The organism is Acinetobacter sp. YH16053 (genome assembly GCF_013417035.1).
GTDB classification, from domain to species: domain Bacteria; phylum Pseudomonadota; class Gammaproteobacteria; order Pseudomonadales; family Moraxellaceae; genus Acinetobacter; species Acinetobacter towneri.
Genome location: NZ_VPEP01000003.1, coordinates 291,422 through 312,384 on the forward strand (window position 1 = coordinate 291,422; position 20,963 = coordinate 312,384).

The window sequence follows — 20,963 nt, forward strand, 5'->3', positions numbered from 1 at the left end:
CTTAAAAGACAAGCGATTTTCTTCAAAAACAGCATGAGCTAGTTTGATAGCTCATGCCTTGATCAGTTAGCGAAGCAGTGTCTTCGAAATCAATCGATGAATCGGCTTATCAAATGGGGGAAGAATGAACTTCAAGCTATATAGCTTCGGATTAGACATTACCGACCGTTCATGTGATAAGCTGAAAAAACCTTCAGGACCGTGATATTTCCCCATCCCTGATGCGCCAACTCCGCCAAACGGTAGGTCATCTTGTGCAACGTGGGTCAATACAGTATTGATTCCGAAATGCCCTGAATGGGTTCGCTGTGCGACATAGTCGGCACGCGCCTGATCAAAGTCGAAATAGTATAAAGCAAGAGGACGCGGTCGGCTATTAATAAACTCGATTACATCATCAATTTGATCATATTCTAAGATAGGTAGCACTGGCCCGAAGATTTCGTTTTGCATAATTTGCATGTCTGGGCTGACATTGGTCAGCACAGTAGGTGCCATTTTGCGGGTCGCAGCGACATTTTCACTTTGCGGATTAATTTCAATAATATTGGCACCACGTTCACGGGCATCTTCCAAATAACCCTGCAAACGGCGGTACTGTTTGTCATTAATAATGGCGGTATAGTCCTGATTGTCACGAATATGTGGATACATTTCGGTCACATAGTGTTCAAAATGTTCCATAAATTCGGCAGTTTTGCCTTTAGGCAGGAACATATAGTCAGGTGCAACACAGGTTTGGCCTGCATTCCAAAGTTTACCTACGGCAAGGCGTTGTGCAACATCGGCCATGTCGCTAGAAGGGTGAACCAAAACAGGTGATTTTCCACCAAGTTCTAAAATAACAGGGACTAAGTTTTTGGATGCTGCGGCCATCACCGTTTTACCCACTTCGGTAGAGCCTGTGAAAATCATTTTGTCAAAAGGCAAATGGCTGAAGGCGTCAGAAAGATTACCGCCGCCATTAATCACTGCCACCAGTTCTTGCGGGAACGCTTCACTCAAGGCGTTTTCCAATACTCGTCCAAAATGGGTCGAGGCACTGGAAATTTTAATCATAGCGTGGTTGCCTGCTGCCAAGGCGCAAATGAGTGGGCCTAAAGACAGTAATAATGGATAATTCCATGGTGCAATAATGCCAATCACGCCTAAAGGCTGATACTGTACCCACGCTTTTGCAGGTTGGTGGATAATACCAACCTGACGTTTAGATGGCTTCATCCAGTCGGTCAGGTTTTTGCTGTAATATTTGATATGTTCCAAGCAGGTAAGTAATTCACCAATTTTGGTTTCTGCAATGGCGCGGTTGCCATAGTCACGGTTAATGGCTTCGGCAAATTGATCCTGATATTTCACAATCACACGTTTTAAGCGGGCTAAGCGTTCAATGCGTTCTTTGGCACTTGGGACAGGATGACGCTGATAGGCATATTTCTGCAATGCCAAAATATCATCCAGACGTTGTAAATCGGGTGAATGTGGGGTCATTGAAGTTGTTTTTGTTTGACTGTTCATGGCATGTTACCATTCAATAAAAGCAATATAAGTTAATTTTTAGAGTATTTACTCTAATCAGTCAAGTGACTTTATGTTTTCATGCCACCCAAATTTTAAAGAATGGTTGTTTTTAGGATGTCTCAAACCAAAACGTTGAAAACCAAAGAACGTATTTTGCAATTGAGTTTGCAATTGTTTAACGAGCGTGGTGAGCGTTCGGTAACAACCAATCATATTGCGGCAGAACTGGGCATGAGCCCAGGAAACTTGTATTACCACTTCCGCAATAAGAACGAAATTATTAAAGAGCTGATGGAACAATATCAGCAAGAAACTTTAGAAATGCTGGCTTTGCCTGAAAATCGTGGCTTAGATGCCAATGACAAAATTCGTTATTTTCAGGTTCTCAGTAGTCAGCTGTGGGCTTATCGTTTTTTGCATCGTGATGTCTATCATTTGGTCGAAACCAATGAAGATTTCCGCAAAATGTATCCACGTTTTGCAGGACAGGTCATGCAGCAGGGACAAAAAATTTATCAGGCCTTTGTGGATGCGGGTCTGATGCAAATGACTGAGTCAGAAATTGAAGCCTTGATTATCAATATTTGGATTGTGCTGACCAACTGGACGAACTTCTTATATATGTCGGGTCACATTACCGATTCAAACCATTTGGAAGAAAAATGGATTTGGCAGGCTTTACGTCAAATGCTGTTCCTTGAAGGGGCATATTTACGGGGTGAAAGTCGTGCAACCTATGAGCGTTTACTAGAAACACTAGGCACATCTGAACTGTTTGAGAGTTTATCATCCAGTAAAAATACTCAAGCCGACTAAGAGACTGAGAATGGCTATTTAGAATGTCTGAGAAACGCGCTAGAATACTCGGCTTGTTTTTCAATTTAACCAAGTAGTGACTAAAAACAACATGAATATGACGACTGCGAATACTGCACGTTTACTGATTACCTGTGAAGATAAGCCAGGTATTGTGCAGGCTGTATCGAGCTTTTTGTATCATCAAGGAGCCAACATTACCGCGCTTGATCAATACGCAACAGAAGCTCAGGGCGGGCGTTATTTCATGCGGGTTGAGTTTGAACTGGATCACTTGCAAAGCCGTAAAGAAAGCTTATTGCAAACCTTTGCTTCTAACGTGGCAGAGCGTTATGAAATGCAATGGCGTTTGGCTTTGGTCAGCGATGTGAAAAAAGTCGGCATTTTGGTGTCTAAAGTTGATCATGCTTTGCTCGAACTATTATGGCGTCATTCACGTGGTGGTTTACCATGTGAAATTACCAAAGTGGTGTCGAACCATGACACCTTGCGTGAAGCGGTAGAAAACTTTGGTATTCCGTTTGAAGTAGTGCCTGTTAATAAAGAAAATAAACGTGAAGCTTACGCTAAAATTGATGAATTGATGCAAGGCAATGATTTGTTGGTATTGGCGCGTTATATGCAAATTTTGGATGAAGAGTTTGTCTCTAAGTGGGAAATGAAAGTGATCAATATTCACCATTCATTCCTGCCTGCTTTCGTGGGCGCAAATCCATATAAACAAGCTTATGAAAAAGGCGTAAAACTGATTGGTGCAACTGCACACTATGTAACAGCAGACCTAGATCAAGGTCCGATCATTGAGCAAGATGTAGAGCGTGTAAACCACGACTTTACGGTAGATCAACTGCGTGAATTGGGTCAGGATGTGGAACGTAATGTACTGGCACGTGCAGTTAAATGGCATTTGGAAGACCGTATTATTGTAGATGGCAACAAAACTGTTGTATTTCAATAGGGCAAAAGCTATCTAAAAATCGAATTAAAACATGCCGACATGGCATGTTTTTTTATGCTAAAATTGTAATGTTATAACATTTATTTAAACTGTTTTTAAAATAGCAAATTTATTGGATGATTCACGTTTGTTATTAAAAAATAGTTGCAAATGAAAACACTTCTCATTTATTATTGCGTTACTTTAATTGTGCTAACCGATCAGTTTGATCGTTCGGAATTGTGATGGTTTGGCAATTGCTTTTGAAGGTCGCTGACTTTAATGAACCAATCTCCCAACGCTATGCTACAAATGCCCAATGCCATGAAAAAGAAAGTTGTGACGGCTTTAGCTGTTGTTGCATTAGGTCATGTCGGTGTGTTGTGGGCATTGGGGCAAATGCAAACTCCGACCTTAAAGCCCATAGAAAAAGAACCTTTAAAAGTACGCTTTGTAAAAATTCAAGAACAGCCTAAACCGTTGCCACCGCAACCTAAGGCTGAACCACAGCCTGAAAAACCCAAGCCTCAGCCTGTAAAAGAAGTGCCTGTGGTAGAAAAACCGTTACTGCCGCCACCTAAAAAAGTGGAAAAAGTACAACAGGTAAAAAAAGCTGAAGCGCCTAAGCCTGTGGCAAAACCCGTAGAGAAACCTGTCGAGCGGGTAGTGAAACCTGCACCTGTAGCGACAGTGACTGAAACTAAAGTGGTACAAGCCGCGCCTAAACCAACTCCTGCTCCTGTTGCACCCGCACCTGTCGTACCAGCCGCACCTAAAACAGTTTCAATTGGTGGGTCAGGGGTGCAATGGAGTCGCTCACCAAAACCAACTTATAGTAACCGCGATTTACAAGGTGAAACCCGAACAGTGGTGGTTCTCATTGAGGCCAATGAAAAAGGCGCAATTACCCATGCACAAATCACCCGTTCCAGTGGTTTACCTGCTTTAGATCAAAAGATTTTACGCGCTGTGCGTAGTGCAAAATTCAAACCGTACAAAGAAAATGGCGTTGCTTATCCAATTCGTGCTGAGCAGCCTTTTGAATTGACATTGAACCCTAACGGCTAACCTTAACAGGAGTTCGAGTATGAACTTTTCCGTCTATTGGCAACACGCAGATGCAGTCAGCAAAACGCTGTATTTCGTGTTATTGGCGATGTCGATTGCGACATGGACCATCTTCGCATTACGTTTGATAGGCACGCGCCAATTGAAGCAACAAGCTTATGCTCAACTGTCACAGGCTTTAAATCAGCTTAAGGCAAAACTGGTGCCACTAAGTTTTGAACAGCGCAAAGCGGTTGCAGAACAGGCTCTATTGCGTCAAATTTCTGTAGAAAAAGCATCGGCAGAAAAAGGGGTGTCGGTATTGGGTACGATTGCCTCACTTGCACCGTTTGTCGGTTTATTCGGTACGGTTTGGGGTATTTTCCATGCACTGGTTGCCGTGGGTAAAAGTGGACAGGCAGGATTGGCACAAGTCGCAACCCCTGTGGGTGAAGCTCTAATTATGACAGGCTTTGGTTTGGCAGTCGCAATTCCAGCAGTAATTGCCTACAACATTTGCTCGCGCGTGAACCGTACCTTATCGAATAACCTGCAAGATCATGCACACAGTTTGTTGATTGATACCATGTTGCAGCAAGATTCATCTGTGCAAAAAACAGAAGTGAAAGCAACACAACAAAGTTTAGTGGGAGGTCAGGTTTAATGGCTTTTCAATTGGGTGAAGACAACGACTCAGGCATGAATGAGATGAACCTCATTCCCCTGATCGACATTATGTTGGTATTGATGATCATCTTTTTGGTGACAGCGACCGTTGCCAACCCATCTATACCATTAACCTTGCCGCAAACGACTGCAGAGATTGTAGATTTACCACCTGATCAAATTCAGGTCAGTATCAATGCCAATGGTGAAGTGGCGTGGGATGATCAAATTATTAGCTTAGATGAATTGCAAACCCGCTTTAACAGTGCCAGTCAGCAAGCACAGCAACCAACGGTGGTGTTAAGAGCCGACAAAGAAGCGCGTTATGATACTGTAGCGCAAGTAATGTCACGTGCGAGTGAAGCCGGACTCAGTGATATTGCTTTTGCAACAGACGATTAAGCCCATATCTTATTTAAAATTAGCGATCTTTTAAGGTCGCTTTTTTTATGCAAACTCACGCATAATGCCAAAATATTTCACCTACTCAAGCGTATTTAATCATCCATGCTATTTGGGTTGAGTTCGCCGCTTATTTGAAAGTCTATTTTTTTATTTAAATCAGGTTCAGCCATGAGTTCACGCCAAGCACTAGATGCAAAAGCCAGCAGTATGATGCTTATTTTGTGCGTCTTTTGGGGTTTACAACAAGTAGTGCTGAAGCTGGCCGCACCTGATATTTCTCCATTAATGCAATTGGCATTACGCTCAGGTTTATCTGCCATCATGGTGTTGCCTTTGTTGTGGATGGCAAGAAATACGCAATTGCTTGCAGCGCAATATGTGTATCCCGGCATATTGGTCGGGGTGTTGTTTGCCGCAGAATTTTTTATGCTAGGGCAAGCTATTCAATATACCTCTGCCTCGCACGTGGTGGTTTTACTATATACCGCACCTATTTTTGTGGCTTTAGGCTTACATTGGAAACTACCTGCAGAGCAGTTATCTCCTTTGCAGTGGAGCGGAATTATTTTGGCTTTTGTCGGGATTGCGGTTACGTTTTTGTGGCGTGCTGAATCTCAACAGCAAGACTTCAGCCAAATGCTTTTTGGTGATTTACTGGCCTTAAGTGCAGGTATGCTTTGGGCAGCCACCACGATAGCTGTACGTTTAAGCCGTTTGTCTGAAGCACCTGCAACGCAAACCCTGTTTTATCAATTGGTAGGTGGCTTTCTGATTTTATTGCCTATGGCGTATGCACTCGGGCAAGCAGACATTCATTGGACTGCTATTGCATGGGCAAGTTTGGTTTTTCATGCTGTGTTGATTTCATTTATTAGCTATTTGGCTTGGTTTTGGTTGTTGAAGCAATATTTAGCCTCTAGCTTAGGCGTATTTTCATTTTTAACGCCTTTATTCGGGGTGTTGTTTGGTGTTTGGTTATTGAATGAAAGTCTGAGTCAAAGTTTTATGGTTGGGGCAATTTTGGTCATGTTGGGCGTGTTGATGGTCAATGCACAAGGTTGGTTTAAACATAAAACCCAAGTACTAAAAAGAAAATAAGTATTTGCAGCTTTTCCATGAACTTGAGCAAGACTCAACATCAGCAATGTTGTCATGTAAAAATCATCTTCAAATAACCTAGTAGCTCAATACGGGTTTAAATTTGAAGATGGGTGATATTTAAAATCTAGCGAGCGCGTACAAGATTATTTTTCTTCAAAAATCTTAGAGAGCGGAATCGACAATTTGGCAGCCAAATAGTCATCGGTTTCACTGAGTACGGGGCCAAGTTTTTGCATCCATTCATCATCAGGATAGACATTGGCCAAGTCCTGACGACGTGGCAATGAATACGGTAGCTGTGAATAAAAACTCCAAAAATCTACCTGAGATAAATTGCGCACCAAAACAAATTCATCATTTTCAGTGCGTTTAATTAAATTTTGCTGTTCCAACATCAACACATAAGATGGCCAACGTCCAATTTCATTGCGGCCTAAAACATCCAATGCTTCTGCTTCGCTCACACTCTCGCCACGCATTTGCTTTTTATAGAACAATTCTAGCAAGTCTAAAAGCATAAGTAGGGGATGGCATTTTTTTTCTCGACTGGCTTCAAATGCGGTCAGGGCATAACTAATTTCGACACCTAAGAGCACAATGTTCCAAGACAGAAAAATCCACAGTAAGAAAATAGGCACAGCCGCAAATGCACCATAAATTAGCTCATAGCTGGTGAAGTTGGACATAATAAAACCAAACAGGTTTTTTAATAATTCAAACACCACTGCGCTAAAAACACCTGCAATTAGGGCGGCTTTTACAGGCACACTGCGGTTGGGAATCGTCCAATTTAGAATAAAAAAGCCTAAAACAGTCAGGGCAAATGAAATCAGCCATAAAATAAACGCACCGTTGAGTTCATAACCTGCAAAGTTATTGCTGAGAACATTCATAGATGCCAAAGTGGATGAAATAACAAAGGCGCTGCCCAGCAAAATAGGTCCTAAAGAAATAATGGTCCAATAACGCATAAAACCCATAATGCCACCACGGGTTTCTTTGACACGCCAAATGCGATTAAACACGGTTTCAATACTGGTCAGCATCATCACTGTGGTAATGAATAAAAACAGAATCCCGATAATCGTGAGGTTGCTAGATTTATCAGTAAAAGCACTTAAGGCTTTGTCGAATGCGATGGTGGTTTTAGGTAAAAAGTTACTGTAAATCAGCTGTTGTAATTGTTGGCGTGCAGGTTCAAGTGCCTTAATGGAAGAGATGATCACTAAAAAAACGGTCAGCATAGGCACAACCGCAAACAGGGTGGTGTAGGTTAAAGAACCTGCTTGTTCACGGCAGCGGTCGGCTTCAAAGCGACGCAGCACAAATAAGACAAATTGAAACCATTTTTTGTCATAGAAGGGCAGTTTCTTTAAATACTCAACAATCATACAGTCGCTGTCTCAATTTTTAATCATCTTTATGTGTTTTCATGTTTAAGCTTAACCAAAAAAGCAGCAAAATACCGTATAGTTTTCATTTTTAGTCTGATTTATTCGCATGATGCAAGCATATATTCTGGTTTTGTACTTTAGTAAATATGGTTCTACTAAGGAAATGGCACATTTAATTGCCAATGGAGTAGAGGCCAGTGGCATGCCTGTTAAAATTAGAACCGTACCCAATATTTCAACTGTGGTACAACAAGCTGAGCCAAGTATTCCAGCAGAAGGCGATATTTACTGTACTTTGGATGATCTGGCCAATTGTTCAGGTTTGGCCTTAGGTTCGCCAACACGCTTTGGCAATATGGCATCAGAAATGAAATACTTTTGGGATCAAACCACCAGTCTGTGGCTGAATGGTGCGTTACATAATAAACCTGCCTGTGTGTTTACCTCTTCAGGTTCGATGCATGGCGGACAGGAAAGCACTTTACTGACTATGTTACCGCCACTTTTTCACCATGGCATGATGATCATGGGCTTGCACAATGCACATCCTGCGTTATCCAACACCAAGACAGGCGGTACACCGTATGGGGCAACTCATGTGAGTGGCCCACGCCACGATCAGGCTTTGAGTCAGGATGAAAAAATCCTTTGTGAAGCGCAAGGACAACGCCTAGGTGAAATGGTAAAAAAATTACAGGGCATGTGAGATTCTTTCTTTAATTAAGATGAAGCGTAAAATGTGGATATCGTTTTACGCTTTTATCTTTTGTACTTGAATTCGATTGGCTTATGTAGCATTGAGCGTGCTAAAAAATAAGTTCACTTTTCACCTAAAATCACCATTTGCAGTGATATTCAGTTTTCTCTTTTCACGTCTAATAACCGCTTTAAAAGCAGAGTTTTCTGTCACGGTTCACGCAGCATTTTTTTGCAGGCTAGGGTCTGTTGACATTTCATAAATGGCTTGCGCTGTAGGCTAAAACTGAGCAGATCAGGCATGAAACGCAAGGAATAGCGAGATTATTGCTAAGTTTCATAACGCAATCTGAGAAAGTTTTAGCCACAGCCTTTCGGGGCGAGCATATTTTTTGCTGCTATTGCGTTATGTGCCAGTCATTTAGAATGACTAAATTTCCTGTCCCATGCCTTATATCAGCTAAAAAACCTTGCGAGATATATCTCTCATGCCGCAAACATAGACGAATTGTCAACAGACCCTAATGTATTGAGCACAACGGACTGCTGTAAAAATGAGAGATTGAGGAAAGTGAAAATGAATAAGTGGATGCTGATTGGGTTAGGTCTAATGAGTTTAGGGTGTTCATGGTCGAGTGTTGCAGCGACTGAAATTGTGCATAGTCTGAGTTTTTCAGAAGAACAACGTATTGAAAAACAACCTGCGGAAGCACAGTATTTAGCGGCACAAAAAACTGTGATGACTTCTGCAAGCAGCACTGCAAAATAAAAAGATGCAATCAAAAAGTGCTGCAATGTGCAGCACTTTTTTTGAAATTGATTTAGGGTTACTTAGAGTTGCTTGGCTGTTTCAACTTTTCTTTAAAGCGGTGTTTACATTTGAGGCATTGAAAATCTAGAAAAATATTCTGATCAACAATTACACCTGCTTTTTTACCAAAGCGATGCCCAAGAAAACCGCCTGTGATTCCCACACTAATTGCCCCGACAAACGTGCCAATCGTGCCGCCCATAATTACGCCCAAAGGTCCTGCGGCAGTACCGATTGCCGCACCAATAGAAGCTCCTGAAGCTGCGCCGCCTACTGTACCTGCTGCCGTACCTGCAGAGCCTAATAACACGCCACCAATTTTTTGTAAGTTTTGTTCATGGTCGCGTTTTTCAACTTGAGTTGAACCACATTTCGGACAGGTGATACTGTGTTGCATCAACGGATTGTCTTGTGTCATGACTGTAAATTGCCTTATGCTCATGCCGCATGCATCAATGCACGCAGACGATCTAAAAAGTGCTGTCTAGAGCTGCAATCAGAAAAACTAGACTGCTGAATCACTGTTATTTCAAGTGCAGAATGGCGTAGCGCGGCTATTTTGTAAATTCAATATATGTAAATGAGTTGTTTAAGTTTAAAAAAAGCATAAAAAAAAGAGCGCCTAAGCACTCTTTGATCATCGGGTTTAAATGATGAACCAACATCAGTTTTAATCGACCTTAATCGCGTACAAATTCAACTGTACCGTTTGCCAAAGACTTTACTCGTGCCAATGATTCAACGCGATAGCCTTTTTCAAGCAATAATTCACGACCCGGCTGGAATGACTTTTCAATCACAATCCCAATACCCACGACTTCTGCATTGGCTTGATGGATTAAATCTGCTAAACCAAGTGCAGCTTGACCATTTGCCAAAAAGTCATCAATCACCAAGACTTTGTCGCTCGCGCTGATATGTTTGTTTGAAATGGCAATCGTGCTTTCAGTTTGCTTGGTAAATGAAAATACTTTAGAGCGGTATAAATCATCTTTTAAGGTTAAAGATTGATATTTACGTGCAAAAATTACAGGTACGCCAAGCTCTAAACCTGCCATCACAGCTGGTGCAATGCCAGAAGCTTCGATGGTAATAATTTTGGTGATGCCTGCATCTTTAAACAAACGCGCAAATTCTTGACCAATTTGCTGCATCATCACAGGGTCAATTTGATGGTTTAAGAAAGAGTCGACTTTTAGAACCGCTTCAGATAGAACGATACCTTCGGCTAAAATTTTCTGTTCTAGTGCATGCACGGGAGAATCCTCAAGAGCAGGTGCTTTTCAAAGCAAAAGCGTATTTTAAAAAGCACCTGAAAAAATGCAAGAACAATTTACCAAATGGTGAATAACTGCCAAGCTTTGCTCAGTAGTTATATTCTAAATTAGTTGGTCGGGCCTTTATAGCCTGTGAGTAATAATCCATAAGACTTGTCTTTGTCTTGGTGGGTAACTTTGACAGGCAAGTAGTCAAGTTTTGGTGCCAACCAGAAAATCGTATCACGGTTTGGTTTGTTGTGTTTCAGCACCACTTTAATGGTATCAAAAGTACCATAACTGGTTTTGATTTTTTCTGAACCTTGCTTAATAAAGCGACGTGATTCCACCTCTTTATTATCGGCAATATAGTAGCTCGATTTTAAACCGCCACTTTTTAAGTCTTCACGGATTTGCAGTTCCGCATTCAACTCATCCAACACGCCCGCTTTCCACGCAAAAGAACGGGTGTCGCTGTCCTTTTTGGTGTTAATGGTTTTCGCCGAAGGATTGAAGTTAATACTCATGGTGTTGTTATGCACCAAAATCTTACTGCTGCGGCTAAAGCTAGATGAGCCAATTTTGCCATTATTAAAACTAAAACGGCTAGTTTCTGTAGCAGAGGCAATCACGCCTGCTTTGGCAGCAAACACATAACTCCATTGGTTACCTGTTTGGCTTAAAGTACGTGTTGCAGAACCTAAGTTTTTACCATTGTAGTTAAATTGATAACTGGCTTGGAAAGGACTCATGGCAAATGTTTGGCTAGAGAAACCAGCCAAAAACAGTGCTGTAGACACACCGGCTGCCATACCCATTTTTTTCAATACATGATTTGCCATTGCTGAGATATTTCCTCTGTATGTAGGGAGATGCAATTTACTTGCTTGTTGCCATTATACGCGTTGAATATGAAGAGAAAATTAGGAATTATGCGGCTTGTGTAGTTTTCCTGTATGTATTCTCTTCTAAAGTTTCAGCTTAGCTTTATTTTTGTTTCAGCGGTGTGACTTGCGTATCTGCAAGAGATTCTTCCACATCTTCTAGTCTTTCTTCAGACATTTTGCGGAACAACGCCGTTAAATTGACGTTGCCAGTGAGCACCAATTCCGCTTCACGTAATACCGCATGATTCACATGAACTTTGCTGAGTGTGTCAATGATAGAGCGGCTTTTGCTCAACCAGCGATTTAAATCTAAATGCAGCAAATCATCTTTGACTTTAATGACTTTGAGTTTTTCTAAAATCATGCCTAAAGGGTCATCATTGCGTATTTTTTGATAGTAAAATAAAGCACACTTAACCGCGATTTTATGTAAAAAGCTTGGATAACTCGCCTCAATGACCTGCGTGTCACTAATTTGTTCAAACACAATCAGCTGAGTATCTTTATTCAATTCCATCTGTACTAATTTTAAATCGACAGACAGAGTGATGTTCAAGCCGTTGTAATCTAGGGTTGCATAAAGACGTAACCAGTCGTCGTGTAAGTCTGCGTGCAGATCTTGCAACATTTTCACATTATCGGTCACAAAGCGCTGAAAAGTCGCATTTAAGAAGACCTGAGATAATGGAAATTCACGTTCATCCTCAATAAATCCTTCCGCTTTTTGGTACACTTGACGGATACGTTGAGAGATATTGGTGATCAGGGTTTGCATACGGCCGTCCAAGTCGTTCATTCATTCTTTACAGATACAAATATTTTGTCGAATTGTATTAAAAATACAGGCATAGAAGCTTGCAGTTTAGCAAAATAAGTTGCACCATTTTTAAGATTTTAAGGCTCAGTAGTCAGCTTTTTGATGAACTTCGCAGTTTTGCAGAAAAGCAAAAACTGAGCAAAGTAATATGCTCTTTAGTTTATACCGCATTTGGCGGCTTGGGGAATCAGACGTTTTGTCGGATTAATGTGATGCTAAAAAAAATTCAATTGATGCCTTCTACGCAAGATTGGTGGAAAGATCCTATTTTTGCTGCAGCGTTGCTGGTGGCTGCTGTATTGCACGCATTAATTTTGGCCGTGCAGTTTGCTGCACCGCAACAAAGCGATGCTGCGGTCAAAGAGATTGCGGTATCGGTACGCATGAGCGATGCAAAAGTTGAAGATGCAGATTTCTTAGCCCAAGCCGATCAGCAAGGTTCAGGTACGTTCCGTGAAGAACATCGCATGTCGAGTGATATGCCTGCACCCATGACTGAACAAAGTGCAGGGGAGCAGCAATTGGAAAGTTTAGAGCGTATGCAGCAACAGCGTGAATTAAACTTTGAAGAAAAAGTATTGATGACCACGCTCAGTTGGCAAAAACAGGCTGCAGAAAATCAGCGCAAAAAAGCCATGCAGGAGTTGAATAGCCAATTCCAAGCTAAGGCTGCCATGGTCGCCAGTATTGAAGCGCAATATTTACATCGCCAACAAAATTTTAGCCGTCAGCAAAAAATTAAAACCATCGATGGGATTCAGGCCAAGCAAGACAACACCGCTGGTTATATGGAAAAATTCCGTCAAAAAGTCGAATTTTATGGTAACCGTTATTATCCAGAACAAGCCAAAGCACAGAATTTGGCAGGCGAAGTACGTTTAATGGTGATTTTGAACAACAATGGTGGGATTCGCGCCATTCGTTTAATTGAAAGTTCAGGACATGCCATGCTAGATGAAGCAGCCAAAGCTTCGGTGCGTAAAGCCGCACCTTTTGGTGCATTTGATGCCAAAATGAAAGATATTTCTGAATTGCGGATTGTACGGACGTGGCGTTTTGACCCTGCTGAAGCTGAGTTTGAGGTGCGCTAGTTTTTCCCTCTCTCTGGCTCTCTCCCAAAGGGAGAGAGGACTTTGTGGACAAGTAACAAGAATCTACTCTCTGCTTTACGCAGCAATGTTCTTCTGGTATTTAGCAATCATGGGACTCTAATGAATGTTCTCCCTCCCATTGGGAGGGAGTAGTTTTAAACAAAAAAGCGAGCCTTAGCCCGCTATTTTTATGATTTTCTAAAACTTAAAATTCAATCTCTTTCCATGTATGGATTATCCAAACCCAACTTGGCAAGAATCTCAACTTCTAAAGCTTCCATTTCTTCGGCATCCTCATCTGAGGTTTCATGATCATATCCCATAAGGTGCAGCGTGCCATGTACTAGCATGTGAGTGAAATGCGCTAATGGTGTTTTGGCTTGTTCTGCAGCTTCCTGTAAAACCACAGGAATACAAATTACCAAATCCCCAATAGGGAAGCTCGGCAAAACTTGTGCCATTTCATCGGGTAAATCGCTTGGGAAAGACAAGACGTTGGTAGATTTGTCTTTTTTGCGATATTCCAGATTGAGCTTGTGACTTTCGGCATGATCGACACAGGCAATTCCAATTTCACAATCACTTTGGGTGTCTATATGTCTTAAAGTGGTTTCGACTACTTTTTTCAGATAGGCACGTTTTAACACCAGCTCAGGCGCTTGAATGTCCTGTTGCAGGCTGAGACTTAATTTCAAAATGAATCCTTAATACTTCAGTAGGTTGCAGAGCGCACAGCGATTAGTGCTGTGCATCTGCTGCGGCATCATTTTCCGCAATTAATGCTTCCTGGCGCGCTTTACGTTCTGCACGCGCTTCGGCACTTAAACGCTGTTGCTCACTGTCCCAGCCTTCATAGGCTTCAACAATTTTTTGCACCAACTGGTGACGGACTACATCGCGTGAGTGGAAACGTGTGATGTGAATTTCATGCACATTTTCCAAGACACGTAGCGCATGAGATAAACCTGATTGCTGACCACGAGGTAAATCAACCTGAGTCACGTCACCAGTAATGACTGCACGTGAGCCGAAGCCTAAACGAGTCAGGAACATTTTCATTTGTTCAGGGGTAGTATTTTGCGCTTCATCCAAAATCACAAAAGAGTGATTTAGGGTGCGACCACGCATATATGCTAGGGGCGCAACTTCAATTACTTGACGTTCAATGAGTTTGGCCACTTTCTCAAAACCCAACATTTCATATAGGGCGTCATAAAGTGGGCGCAAGTAGGGGTCAATTTTTTGGGTTAAATCACCAGGTAGGAAACCCAGTTTTTCACCTGCTTCAACCGCAGGACGCACCAATAGAATTCGCTGAATTTCATTGCGTTCCAGCATATCTACGGCAGCAGCTACGGCCAAATAGGTTTTACCTGTACCTGCAGGACCAATACCAAAAGAAATATCGCTTTGCAAAATACGCTGAACATAACGCTTTTGGTTGGCACCGCGTGGGTTAATACGGCCTTTGCGGGTTTGTAACCAAACAGCATCCAATCCAGTATGCTCTTGCCCATCATCCGATTGTAATTCACGGTCAGTCTGACTGCCTTGAATCATCATGTGGAGCGTGTCTGCACTGATTTGTGCAGAACTTTCCGCTTCTTCATGCAGGCGTTGCAAGAGCGTTTCGGCTCGCTCAACTGCATCAATTTCCCCATCTATAAAAAAGGCGTCACCACGATGGGAAATTTGGACGTCTAGGCGTTGTTCGATTTGTTTCAAATGTCCGTTATAAGCACCGAGCATGCTTTTTAAACGTTCCATTGAAATACCAGGAAAAGTTACTGTACGTCGAATCGCTGCAGTCAAGAGAATTCCTTAATCTGTTATTGGACTTTAGCTCCTACATTACGCCACGTCAGGCTCAAGATTCAAGAGTTCACCATAAACTAAATTCAAAGTTTTAATCTCGGTAATCTCAATCTCCGCAAAGCGTCCGACCCAAGCAGGGTCACCAATAAATGTTACTAAACGTGTATTGTCTGCTGTGCCGACCAAAATGTTCGGATCTTTATCAGAAACATTTTCAATCAGGACACGTTGCACCGTACCCAGCATGGCATCGGTCTTATCAATACTCGATTGTTTGATCCATTGTTGGACTTTGGCCAAACGCTCTTTTTTCACATCTTCAGGTGTGGTGTCTTCAAGTTCAGATGCAGGCGTACCTGGACGTTTTGAATAGATGAAACTGTACGAGTGGTCAAAATCCATCTCTTGAATAAACTGATAAGTTTCTTCAAAGTTTTGATCGGTTTCACCAGGGAAGCCAATAATAAAATCGCTAGATAAATGCATATCTGGGCGCACTTTACGTAATTTGGCAATCTTGTCGATATACACATCAATGGTGTGGTTACGCTTCATGGCTTGTAGCACATCGTTTGAGCCACTTTGTACAGGTAAGTGTAAATGCGACACCATTTGCGGTAAATCACGGTAGCATTGAATTAAATCATCATTAAATTCAAGCGGGTGTGATGTGGTGTAACGAATACGACCAATGCCAGGCACTTCGGCAACTAAACGCAGTAAATCTGCGAAAGTACAAATTTTGCCGTCAAAAGTCTCACCACGGTAACCATTCACGTTTTGACCGAGCAAGCTAATTTCACGTACACCTTTTTCTGCCAAAGTCGCAATTTCAGCCAATACGTCATCTAAAGGACGTGAAACTTCTTCACCACGGGTATATGGCACGACACAGAATGAGCAGTATTTTGAACAGCCTTCCATAATCGATACAAAGGCCTTAAAGCCTTCAACTCGCGGCTCAGGTAGGAAGTCGAACTTTTCGATGTCTGGGAAAGAAATATCCACCAGTTTGATTTTTTCTTTCTTTGGTTTTTCGACCTGATCGTGGTGTTGATCAAGCATTTGCGGTAAACGGTGCAAGGTTTGTGGACCAAAAATCATATCCACATACGGGGCACGCTTTTGAATATTGTCGCCTTCCTGAGAAGCGACGCAACCGCCTACGCCAATCACCAAATCAGGATTTTTTTCTTTCAGCTTACGCCAGCGACCTAATTCAGAAAACACCTTTTCCTGCGCTTTTTCACGAATCGAACAGGTATTCATGAGCAGAATATCGGCATCAGCAGGGTTGCTGGTCAGTACATAGCCGTGAGAATCGCCTAAAAGGTCTGCCATACGGTGACTGTCATACTCATTCATCTGACACCCTTGCGTTTCGATATACAGTTTTTTGACTGAACCGTCGGCTGGGGTGTGCTGTGGCTGGGTAACAGTGTTTTCTGAGGCAGCTTGGGCACCATTGGGGATGAAGGTTTGAACCGTCATGTAGGCTCCTAAGAGATAGTTCACTAAATCGTTTATAAAAAATAAACGTCATTAGACAAAAGAAAGGCGCATATTTTAGCAGGAATTCACGCTAAACTGACAGCCTTAAATCAGCACAACAGCTGATTGAAATATGAAGAAATTTGTTTGAACATGAGTTGTAAGATTAATAGTGTCTAATCAGAAGGTTACATAACAGAACACAACTGCGGTTCTAGACTAATTAAACTAAACCTAAAGATGAGATGCGGACCTCGAGGCGGAAGTAAATGACCGAAAGCAAGCGAATGCTGCAAATGATGAAACAAAATAATAAATTAACGAAAAAGCTTGTGCTAAGTCTGGTTTCGCTTGCCGTGATGACGGGTACGCATGCCGCAAATGAACAGTTTAATGATGCACTGCGTGCAGCCAATTCAGGTGATGTCGATTTATTGCAGCAGTATCAATATGCCATGCAAAATGATGTTTTGGGCTACTATCCTGAATACTGGGCATTGAACACCAATTTGGGCATGCAACCTGCCAGTGCAATTGTTCAGTTTGCACAGCGCCATCCACAATCAGCGATGGCAGAAAAACTCGCAGCCGATTACATCGAAGAAAAAGTGAAACAGGCCGATTTTAGCAGTGCACAACCTGTGCTTGCCTATGTGAGTAATGCTGATCAGGCCGAAAGCTGTGCCATGGCACAAGTTCGTACCCGTTCGGGTGATCCTTTGGTGGTCGCGGAATTTAAAGATGTTTGGTTGACCACGAACTCACAACCTGAATCTTGTACAGGTCTAGGTCGAATGATGCTCTCTAGTCCAATTATGACTCAGCAAGACAAGCAGCAGCGTTTGTGGGGACAACTGCGTGCAGGGCAGTCCGGGCAAGCTTTGGCGACTGCGCAAAGTTTAGGTATGAATCTGAGTTTGGCACAACTGAACAGTATTCAGGCCAATCCACTGAATTATTTATGGTCGGCCCCAAAAGCCAGCAATGAAGATCACGCTTATTTAATTTATGCCATAGGTCGTTTGGCTGACAGTGATCTGGATTCGGCCTTGTCTTCACTAAAACGGAGTGCAGAGGGTACACCCGATGCCGTACAAAAAGCGTTGCACCGTGCAGTAGGCTATATTGGTGGCACCACGGTGATGAAAAATAATTTCAACCGTGAAGTGTTAAGCGCCTTAGATGCCAGTTATGGCTTGCCATTTAGCCCCGAAGAAGCAGAAATCTATGCCCGACAGGCCATCCGCTTTGGTGCATGGGAAAGTGTGATTCGTGCAGTAGACAGCATGAGTGTGACTCAGAAACAAGAAGACCGTTGGCAATACTGGTTGGCTCGTGCTTCAGAACAACGCAATGATGCAGCATCGAAACGCAGCGCGCAAAATATTTATAAACAGTTGGCACAGGGCGATGATTATCACAACTTATTAGCAAAAGATCGTCTTGGGCAGCGTTACAATGCCATTCCAGTAAATAGCCAGCCGACAACCAATGATTTACAGCGTTTAAATCAGGATATTCACTTTAACCGTGCTTTTGCCTTACGTGAAATTAATGCGCCCGCCAATTATGTGAATCGTGAATGGAACTGGGCAGTACGTCAGGCTTATTTAAGACAGGATGATGGTTTGATTTTGGCAGCTGCCAAACGTGCGACCGATATGGGGTGGTACGACCGTGCGATTTATGCGGCAGACCGTACTGTGAATAAGCACAACTACAGTTACCGTTATGCAATGCCACACCGTAATTATGTGGTGAGTCATAGTCAAAATGCAGGTATTGATCCTGCTTGGGCTTATGGTTTGATGCGTCAGGAAAGCCGTTTTAATACTACTGCGCGTTCGCATGTCGGCGCAGGTGGGCTAATGCAAATCATGCCCGATACGGCACGTTTAGTTGCACGACAAATGGGTGAAACTTATAATCCTGCCGCGCTAAGTGATATGAATACCAATATTCGTTATGGCACATTTTATTTGTCGACCATTCAGAGACAGTTAAGCAATAGTCCAGTACTCGCCACAGCGGGATATAACGCAGGGCCGAACCGTGCACGTCGTTGGCAGCCCGAGTTTCAAGCGATTGCTGCAGACCAATATACCGAGAGTATTCCATTGTTAGAAACACGTGACTATGTCAAGCATGTCATGACCAATGCCACACATTATGGTGTGTTGTTGGGGCAGGGGGGACAATCGATGAGTAGTCGTATGCAACATATTCCATCTCGGAATACACCTTAGGAAAATGTTACAAGTGATACAGTTAGATGATCATGCGTGTTGATATATAGATGCGTGAGTCATTGGGTGTATAAGAATTTAGGGGGCTGAAGCATTGAAAATGTGGATGAGTACAGTTTTACAGCCAATTCAAGTTACATTGCTCGGTTTGAGTGGTACAGCTTTGGTTTTGTGTACGCAAAATACATTTTCTGCCCCCGTGCAAGGCTATGTGATGTCCGTGCAAATGACGCCCGCCGTGTGTTTAATCGATTCGAGCAAAAGCAAAAAGCGTAAATGTTTAGAAGGCTACTCACTGAATATTGAAGGCTTATATCCTGAAGTTGCTGCGCGCGAGTGTAGCACTCAATCATCGGCAAAGTTGCCACCTTTACAAGCCAAAGTGGTGGCGCGGGTCATGCCTGATGAAGCAGCACGGGTACAATTGTGGCAAGCCATTGGTGGTTGTGTGCCCATGAATGCCAGTCAGTATTTCCGTATGATCATTAACAATGCTGATCGGATGAACGTGCCTTCGGTATTGACAGGCCAAGACTCGCAGACGGTGCAATTGTCACAACTACGGAGTTTGTTTCTCAAGTCCAATTCAGGTATGTCATCAAAAAGCGTGCATTTTCAGTGCTCTAACCATCAAGGTAAAAGTTATTTAACTGAAATCAAAATTTGTTATAACACCGCAGGACGCTATAAGCAGTGCGGTGCAGCGATTGAATCAAATTGCCCGAATCAGTTTGTCATTAAAGGTTCTTACTAGTTTGCTAGGTGACTGTAATTTCTGAATTTTAAGCTTTTTGAGAAATTTTATTCATATTTTCTATCAGACTTTTGTGGAATTTGATGCGCTTTTGCATGCATCCGCTGAATGATTGGAGTACAATCTTTCGCGTTTATGATTATTAAGATTAGATAGAACAGCTATTTAATCGCATTGACTATCCTCTCAATTGGAGATAATTACATGAAGCAACCTGTTCGCGTTGCCGTTACTGGCGCTGCTGGTCAAATTGGTTACAGCCTATTATTCCGTATCGCTAGCGGTGAAATGTTGGGTAAAGACCAACCAGTTATCCTTCAATTATTAGAAGTTCCTTTTGAGAAAGCTCAAGCTGCGCTTAAAGGCGTAATGATGGAACTTGACGACTGTGCTTTCCCATTATTGGCTGGCATGATCGGTACTGATGATCCTAAAGTGGCATTTAAAGATGCTGACTACGCGTTATTGGTTGGTTCTCGTCCACGTGGTCCTGGTATGGAGCGTGCTGACCTTCTTAAAGTAAACGGTGAAATCTTTATTGGTCAAGGTCAAGCACTTAACGAAGTTGCTAGCCGTGATGTTAAAGTTCTAGTTGTTGGTAACCCAGCGAACACGAATGCTTACATCGCAATGAAATCTGCTCCAGATCTTCCAGCGAAAAACTTCACAGCAATGTTACGTCTTGACCACAACCGCGCGTTAACTCAACTTGCTCAAAAAGCTGGCGTTGCTGTTTCTGACATCAAAACAATGACAGTTTGGGGTAACCACTCTCCAACAATGTATGCTGACTACCGTTTTGCAACTGCAAATGGAGAAAGCTTAAAAGACAAAATCAACGATGCAGAATGGAACAAAGACGTATTTCTTCCAACTGTTGGTAAGCGTGGTGCTGCGATCATCGAAGCGCGTGGTTTATCTTCTGCTGCTTCTGCTGCAAACGCTGCAATTGACCACATGCGTGACTGGGCGCTTGGCACAAACGGCGAATGGGTAACGATGGGTATCCCTTCTGATGGTTCTTACGGTATTCCTGAAGGCGTAATGTTCGGTTTCCCTGTAACTTGCGAAAATGGCGAGTACAAAATCGTTCAAGGTCTTGAAATCGACGAGTTCAGCCGTGAGCGTATCAACTTCACGTTAAATGAACTTGAAGAAGAGCGCGCAGCAATTGCTGACATGCTTAAATAATTTAATCTTCTAGATTAAATTAAA

The 20,963-nt window shown here is 42.5% G+C and carries 21 protein-coding genes; 12 read left to right on the forward strand and 9 right to left on the reverse strand.

Annotated features, from left to right (window positions below; translation table 11 throughout):
- Positions 1–66 precede the first annotated feature (66 nt).
- Positions 67–1,515, reverse strand: a complete 1,449-nt coding sequence (locus FTV43_RS04750) for a coniferyl aldehyde dehydrogenase (RefSeq protein ID WP_179994971.1) — start codon at positions 1,513–1,515, stop codon at positions 67–69.
- Positions 1,516–1,632: 117 nt separating this feature from the next.
- Here FTV43_RS04750 and FTV43_RS04755 point away from each other — a divergent pair, with 117 nt between their 5' ends.
- From FTV43_RS04755 to FTV43_RS04780, 6 genes are all read left to right on the forward strand, one after another.
- A complete protein-coding gene (locus FTV43_RS04755) occupies positions 1,633–2,334 on the forward strand; it encodes a TetR/AcrR family transcriptional regulator (protein WP_004976150.1) in 702 nt (233 codons plus the stop codon).
- A 91-nt stretch (positions 2,335–2,425) separates the two neighbouring features.
- On the forward strand, positions 2,426–3,292 hold the full coding sequence (gene purU / locus FTV43_RS04760; RefSeq protein ID WP_004976151.1) for a formyltetrahydrofolate deformylase: 867 nt from the start codon (positions 2,426–2,428) through the stop codon (positions 3,290–3,292).
- A gap of 261 nt (positions 3,293–3,553) precedes the next feature.
- Positions 3,554–4,339, forward strand: coding sequence for an energy transducer TonB (locus FTV43_RS04765; RefSeq protein ID WP_179994972.1), 786 nt, complete (start codon positions 3,554–3,556; stop codon positions 4,337–4,339).
- A 19-nt stretch (positions 4,340–4,358) separates the two neighbouring features.
- Positions 4,359–4,982, forward strand: a complete 624-nt coding sequence (locus tag FTV43_RS04770) for a MotA/TolQ/ExbB proton channel family protein (protein ID WP_179994973.1) — start codon at positions 4,359–4,361, stop codon at positions 4,980–4,982.
- Positions 4,982–5,386 carry a biopolymer transporter ExbD gene (locus FTV43_RS04775; RefSeq protein WP_168461080.1) on the forward strand — a complete coding sequence of 135 codons (405 nt, stop codon included), beginning with the start codon at positions 4,982–4,984 and terminating at the stop codon, positions 5,384–5,386. The genes FTV43_RS04770 and FTV43_RS04775 overlap by 1 nt, the downstream gene beginning before the upstream one ends.
- Positions 5,387–5,557: 171 nt before the next feature.
- Positions 5,558–6,487: a DMT family transporter gene (locus FTV43_RS04780; protein WP_179994974.1), complete on the forward strand. Its 930-nt coding sequence runs from the start codon at positions 5,558–5,560 to the stop codon at positions 6,485–6,487.
- A 146-nt stretch (positions 6,488–6,633) separates the two neighbouring features.
- Here the strand turns inward: FTV43_RS04780 and FTV43_RS04785 are convergent, their stop codons facing one another.
- Positions 6,634–7,881, reverse strand: coding sequence for a YihY family inner membrane protein (locus tag FTV43_RS04785; RefSeq protein WP_179994975.1), 1,248 nt, complete (start codon positions 7,879–7,881; stop codon positions 6,634–6,636).
- A gap of 112 nt (positions 7,882–7,993) precedes the next feature.
- Between FTV43_RS04785 and wrbA the strand changes: the two genes are divergently transcribed.
- Positions 7,994–8,590, forward strand: a complete 597-nt coding sequence (gene wrbA / locus FTV43_RS04790; protein ID WP_168418546.1) for an NAD(P)H:quinone oxidoreductase — start codon at positions 7,994–7,996, stop codon at positions 8,588–8,590.
- Between the two features lie 567 nt (positions 8,591–9,157).
- Positions 9,158–9,349, forward strand: coding sequence for a hypothetical protein (locus FTV43_RS04795; RefSeq protein ID WP_179989432.1), 192 nt, complete (start codon positions 9,158–9,160; stop codon positions 9,347–9,349).
- A gap of 58 nt (positions 9,350–9,407) precedes the next feature.
- Here FTV43_RS04795 and FTV43_RS04800 read toward each other — a convergent pair whose 3' ends face one another.
- From FTV43_RS04800 to FTV43_RS04815, 4 genes are all read right to left on the reverse strand, one after another.
- Positions 9,408–9,809 carry a hypothetical protein gene (locus tag FTV43_RS04800; protein WP_179994976.1) on the reverse strand — a complete coding sequence of 134 codons (402 nt, stop codon included), beginning with the start codon at positions 9,807–9,809 and terminating at the stop codon, positions 9,408–9,410.
- 262 nt (positions 9,810–10,071) lie between these two features.
- Positions 10,072–10,647 carry a xanthine phosphoribosyltransferase gene (locus tag FTV43_RS04805; RefSeq protein ID WP_004976172.1) on the reverse strand — a complete coding sequence of 192 codons (576 nt, stop codon included), beginning with the start codon at positions 10,645–10,647 and terminating at the stop codon, positions 10,072–10,074.
- A gap of 128 nt (positions 10,648–10,775) precedes the next feature.
- Entirely contained in the window at positions 10,776–11,489 is a 714-nt protein-coding gene (locus FTV43_RS04810; RefSeq protein WP_004976176.1) for a DUF3108 domain-containing protein, read from the reverse strand.
- 145 nt (positions 11,490–11,634) lie between these two features.
- A complete protein-coding gene (locus FTV43_RS04815; RefSeq protein ID WP_179994977.1) occupies positions 11,635–12,309 on the reverse strand; it encodes a hypothetical protein in 675 nt (224 codons plus the stop codon).
- Between the two features lie 275 nt (positions 12,310–12,584).
- On the opposite strand from FTV43_RS04815, the gene FTV43_RS04820 reads away from it, so the two are divergent.
- Positions 12,585–13,442 carry an energy transducer TonB gene (locus tag FTV43_RS04820; RefSeq protein ID WP_218950777.1) on the forward strand — a complete coding sequence of 286 codons (858 nt, stop codon included), beginning with the start codon at positions 12,585–12,587 and terminating at the stop codon, positions 13,440–13,442.
- Positions 13,443–13,654: 212 nt separating this feature from the next.
- On the opposite strand, the gene ybeY is transcribed toward FTV43_RS04820, so the two are convergent.
- The 3 genes from ybeY to miaB are packed head-to-tail and all read right to left on the reverse strand — an operon-like array spanning position 13,655 to position 16,748.
- Positions 13,655–14,137, reverse strand: coding sequence for an rRNA maturation RNase YbeY (gene ybeY, locus FTV43_RS04825; protein ID WP_004976192.1), 483 nt, complete (start codon positions 14,135–14,137; stop codon positions 13,655–13,657).
- 43 nt (positions 14,138–14,180) lie between these two features.
- Positions 14,181–15,254 (reverse strand): PhoH family protein, encoded by a 1,074-nt coding sequence (locus FTV43_RS04830; protein ID WP_070155261.1) that lies wholly within the window; start codon positions 15,252–15,254, stop codon positions 14,181–14,183.
- 39 nt (positions 15,255–15,293) lie between these two features.
- Positions 15,294–16,748 (reverse strand): tRNA (N6-isopentenyl adenosine(37)-C2)-methylthiotransferase MiaB, encoded by a 1,455-nt coding sequence (gene miaB / locus FTV43_RS04835; protein ID WP_168418537.1) that lies wholly within the window; start codon positions 16,746–16,748, stop codon positions 15,294–15,296.
- Positions 16,749–17,107: 359 nt separating this feature from the next.
- On the opposite strand from miaB, the gene FTV43_RS04840 reads away from it, so the two are divergent.
- The 3 genes from FTV43_RS04840 (at position 17,108) to FTV43_RS04850 (ending at position 20,939) form a co-directional block, all read left to right on the forward strand.
- The gene (locus FTV43_RS04840; RefSeq protein WP_179994989.1) at positions 17,108–18,994 is read left to right on the forward strand and encodes a lytic transglycosylase domain-containing protein; all 1,887 of its coding nucleotides are present in this window, start codon (positions 17,108–17,110) and stop codon (positions 18,992–18,994) included.
- 106 nt (positions 18,995–19,100) lie between these two features.
- Positions 19,101–19,748 (forward strand): ribonuclease I, encoded by a 648-nt coding sequence (locus FTV43_RS04845; protein ID WP_179994979.1) that lies wholly within the window; start codon positions 19,101–19,103, stop codon positions 19,746–19,748.
- Positions 19,749–19,952: 204 nt separating this feature from the next.
- Entirely contained in the window at positions 19,953–20,939 is a 987-nt protein-coding gene (locus FTV43_RS04850) for a malate dehydrogenase (protein WP_104853045.1), read from the forward strand.
- Positions 20,940–20,963 lie beyond the last annotated feature (24 nt).

What these genes read in the sequence shown, in the direction of transcription:
- FTV43_RS04750 (WP_179994971.1), bottom strand. Translation starts at nt 1,515, where the DNA reads ATGAACAGTCAAACAAAAACAACTTCAATGACCCCACATTCACCCGAT.
- FTV43_RS04755 (WP_004976150.1), top strand. Translation starts at nt 1,633, where the DNA reads ATGTCTCAAACCAAAACGTTGAAAACCAAAGAACGTATTTTGCAATTG.
- purU (WP_004976151.1), top strand. Translation starts at nt 2,426, where the DNA reads ATGAATATGACGACTGCGAATACTGCACGTTTACTGATTACCTGTGAA.
- FTV43_RS04765 (WP_179994972.1), top strand. Translation starts at nt 3,554, where the DNA reads ATGAACCAATCTCCCAACGCTATGCTACAAATGCCCAATGCCATGAAA.
- FTV43_RS04770 (WP_179994973.1), top strand. Translation starts at nt 4,359, where the DNA reads ATGAACTTTTCCGTCTATTGGCAACACGCAGATGCAGTCAGCAAAACG.
- FTV43_RS04775 (WP_168461080.1), top strand. Translation starts at nt 4,982, where the DNA reads ATGGCTTTTCAATTGGGTGAAGACAACGACTCAGGCATGAATGAGATG.
- FTV43_RS04780 (WP_179994974.1), top strand. Translation starts at nt 5,558, where the DNA reads ATGAGTTCACGCCAAGCACTAGATGCAAAAGCCAGCAGTATGATGCTT.
- FTV43_RS04785 (WP_179994975.1), bottom strand. Translation starts at nt 7,881, where the DNA reads ATGATTGTTGAGTATTTAAAGAAACTGCCCTTCTATGACAAAAAATGG.
- wrbA (WP_168418546.1), top strand. Translation starts at nt 7,994, where the DNA reads ATGCAAGCATATATTCTGGTTTTGTACTTTAGTAAATATGGTTCTACT.
- FTV43_RS04795 (WP_179989432.1), top strand. Translation starts at nt 9,158, where the DNA reads ATGAATAAGTGGATGCTGATTGGGTTAGGTCTAATGAGTTTAGGGTGT.
- FTV43_RS04800 (WP_179994976.1), bottom strand. Translation starts at nt 9,809, where the DNA reads ATGACACAAGACAATCCGTTGATGCAACACAGTATCACCTGTCCGAAA.
- FTV43_RS04810 (WP_004976176.1), bottom strand. Translation starts at nt 11,489, where the DNA reads ATGGCAAATCATGTATTGAAAAAAATGGGTATGGCAGCCGGTGTGTCT.
- FTV43_RS04815 (WP_179994977.1), bottom strand. Translation starts at nt 12,309, where the DNA reads ATGCAAACCCTGATCACCAATATCTCTCAACGTATCCGTCAAGTGTAC.
- FTV43_RS04820 (WP_218950777.1), top strand. Translation starts at nt 12,585, where the DNA reads ATGCCTTCTACGCAAGATTGGTGGAAAGATCCTATTTTTGCTGCAGCG.
- miaB (WP_168418537.1), bottom strand. Translation starts at nt 16,748, where the DNA reads ATGACGGTTCAAACCTTCATCCCCAATGGTGCCCAAGCTGCCTCAGAA.
- FTV43_RS04840 (WP_179994989.1), top strand. Translation starts at nt 17,108, where the DNA reads ATGACGGGTACGCATGCCGCAAATGAACAGTTTAATGATGCACTGCGT.
- FTV43_RS04845 (WP_179994979.1), top strand. Translation starts at nt 19,101, where the DNA reads ATGAGTACAGTTTTACAGCCAATTCAAGTTACATTGCTCGGTTTGAGT.
- FTV43_RS04850 (WP_104853045.1), top strand. Translation starts at nt 19,953, where the DNA reads ATGAAGCAACCTGTTCGCGTTGCCGTTACTGGCGCTGCTGGTCAAATT.